Genomic DNA, 2,958 nt, shown 5'->3' with positions numbered 1-2,958 from the left:
AAGTTGTATCGTCCCGGTTCGTTTGGTGTGCTGACCAAATCAGGTGGCTTGACAAATGAGCTAATGTGGCTGTGTTCGCAATTTGCTGACGGCATTACGACGGCAATTAGCATCGGCGGCGACACCTACCCCTGCAGCGATTTTGTGACGTATTTGAACTTGTTCGAAGCCGACCTGCAAACGAAAGCCGTCGTGTTAGTCGGCGAAATGGGCGGCACTTTGGAAGAAGAAGCTGCCGCATGGTATGCTCAAACCAGACGCCGCATTAAACTTATCGCCATCGTCAGCGGATTGTGCCAAGAAGTTTTGCCAAAGGGCATGAAGTTCGGACATGCAGGCGCAAAAGAAGGTAAAGGTGGAACGGGCTCGGCACAACACAAACTCCAAGCCTTTCGCGAGGCAGGCGTACTCGTACCTGAAACCTTCGGCGCACTCGGCGACGCTATTCACGGCGTCTATCAAACCTTGCTTGCCGATGGCACCATCGCTAAAAAAACTGAAGTCCCACCACCACGCGATCTGCCCTTGAAGATAGAAGAATCACTCAAACATGGTCAAGTTATTGTCGAACCGCTGATTCGCACCACCATCTCCGACGACCGCGGCGAAGAACCACTCTACTTAGGCTATGCAGCAACTGAACTCATCGAAAAAGGCTACGGCATTGAGCACCTTATCGGACTGCTCTTCAACAAGGAACTTCCAAACAAAGAACAAGCTGAAGTCATTAAACGCATCATCATTCTTTCGGCTGACCATGGACCTGCCGTCTCAGGCGCATTAGCCACGATTCTTGCCGCATGTGCGGGCATTGGATTGCCGCAAGCCGTTGCCGCTGGGTTAATTATGATTGGACCTCGTTTCGGTGGCGCAGTTTCCGATGCCGGCAAATACTTCAAACTCGGCGCAACATCTTATCGCAACGATATTCCCGGCTTCCTTGCTTACATGAAAGCAAATGTCGGACCAGTTCCCGGCATTGGGCATCGCATCAAAAGTGTGCGCAATCCCGATAAGCGCGTCAAGTCGCTTGTCTCGTTTGTGAAAAGTCGTCCCAGACTTCAAACACCATGTTTAGACTTTGCGCTCGAAGTCGAGAAAGTTACCACGCTCAAAAAAGATAACTTGATTTTGAACTTAGACGGCGCCATCGGTGCAATTCTCATTGACCTTGGCTTTCCTGAACATACCCTTAATGGCTTCTTTGTACTTGCTCGTACAATTGGATTCATTGGACACTGGATTGACCAAAAAGAACAAAACTCACGCCTTATCCGCCTCTATGACTATTTAGTCAATTATGCCGTACGCCCAAAACGCGATGTGCCACCCTTGAATTAACACCCACACTTCCCCCATCAAACTTTTACAGAAAGATAATTTCAAATGTCGCAACTGATGCGTTTTTTCAATACTTTCATGCATAAGATTACATCGTCTGATAGCGTTATCATGTTTTGCGGTTTTAACCTTTCTCTACCTGGGAAGCATAAGATGAACTACATCTTTTTAAGTGAGTATGAAAGAAAACAGGGCAGTAGCACAAAAAAAGCTATTGAACTATGCGAAAGTCTATGACAACGGCAAGGCTCGAGTTTGTGAAGTGTCAAACACTTTAACCGCAGCGCCATGAAAATCGGCATCACCTGTTATCCGACATACGGCGGCAGTGGCATTGTAGCCACAGAACTTGGAAAAGCCCTTGCTGAAAAAGGACACACCGTGCACTTCATTAGTTATAGCATGCCTTTCCGTCTGCATACATTTTCTGAAAATATCTTCTACCATGAAGTGGAGGTTAATAGCTATCCGCTCTTTGAGTTCCCGCCTTACTCGATTTCGCTGGCATCAAAAATGGCGGAAGTGATGTGCTATGAAGAACTGGACTTGATGCATGTGCACTACGCAATTCCCCATGCCATCAGTGCGTTTTTGGCACGTGAAATTCAGCGTGATCGGGCAGATATAATCCGCCAATGCAAAGAAGCGAAAATCATCACAACGCTACATGGCACTGATATCACGCTGGTCGGAATGGATCCGAGTCTGAGTGGCGCAGTACGGCTCGGTATCAATCAGTCGGATGGTGTAACCACCGTATCAAACTACCTCAAGCAAAAGACCGTGGAAGACTTCCAGCCCAAAAAAGCATTGAGGTGATTCCGAACTTTGTGAACACAAACGAGTTCAAGCGGAAAAATTGTCCCCAATTTCGTGCAGCCTTTGCAAAGCCAAATGAAAAAAGTGCTGATTCACATTTCGAACTTTCGACCGGTCAAGCGCGTCAGGGATGTGATTCAAGCCTTTAGCAAAGTGCATCGTCAGGTGCCAAGTCGGTTGCTCATGGTGGGCGATGGTCCTGAGCGTGCTGAAGCTGAAAAACTCTCGCGTGAGTTGGGGCTTGCCGAATATGTCCGATTCTTAGGTAAGCAAGAAGCGGTGGTAGAATTGCTCTCTATCTCTGATGTGATGGTGATGGCAAGTGAAACCGAATCGTTTGGACTTGCTGCGCTTGAAGCACTGGCGTGCAGTGTCCCTGTTGTCGCTTATAGGGTTGGTGGATTGCCTGAACTCATCAAAGACGGTGATAATGGCTACATGGTGCCGCTGGCTGACATTGATGCCCTTGCAGAGCGAGTAATTGTGCTATGCTCTGAGCCTGCGCTGCATGCGCGAATGACACTGTGCACACGTGAGACCGCTTTACGCTATGATACTGCTTGCATTGTACCAATCTATGAGCGCTACTACGCTCAGATACTCTCAGAGTAGAAGCAAGCCGAAGCGTAGCCTATCCCTCCTAACTCTAGAGAAACCGCTATTCTTACTAGCGCTGAACCCAAAAGAGCACAGCTGACTTAACCTGTCACAAATTGAAGACAGAGCGGTTTCAACGTTTTGTAAAAATAGGTGTTATTTTCAGGTCAAAACCAAAGCAGGATTGAGCCTCAAGACCTG

At 47.9% G+C, this 2,958-nt stretch carries 2 protein-coding genes and 1 pseudogene; all 3 read left to right on the top strand.

Annotated features, from left to right (window positions below):
* A partial coding sequence (locus CMR00_12535) for an ATP citrate lyase (GenBank protein PIO47040.1) occupies positions 1-1,341 on the top strand: 1,341 nt, incomplete at its 5' end.
* A gap of 57 nt (positions 1,342-1,398) precedes the next feature.
* Positions 1,399-1,578 (top strand): hypothetical protein, encoded by a 180-nt coding sequence (locus CMR00_12530; protein PIO47039.1) that lies wholly within the window; start codon positions 1,399-1,401, stop codon positions 1,576-1,578.
* A 51-nt stretch (positions 1,579-1,629) separates the two neighbouring features.
* Positions 1,630-2,772, top strand: a pseudogene (gene bshA / locus CMR00_12525) (N-acetyl-alpha-D-glucosaminyl L-malate synthase BshA).
* The last annotated feature ends 186 nt before the right edge of the window (positions 2,773-2,958 follow it).

This window comes from [Chlorobium] sp. 445 (assembly GCA_002763895.1).
GTDB lineage: Bacteria > Bacteroidota > Chlorobiia > Chlorobiales > Thermochlorobacteraceae > Thermochlorobacter.
This window is presented reverse-complemented; position numbering and strand designations above follow the sequence as displayed.

What these genes read in the sequence shown, in the direction of transcription:
- CMR00_12530 (PIO47039.1), top strand. Translation starts at nt 1,399, where the DNA reads ATGCGTTTTTTCAATACTTTCATGCATAAGATTACATCGTCTGATAGC.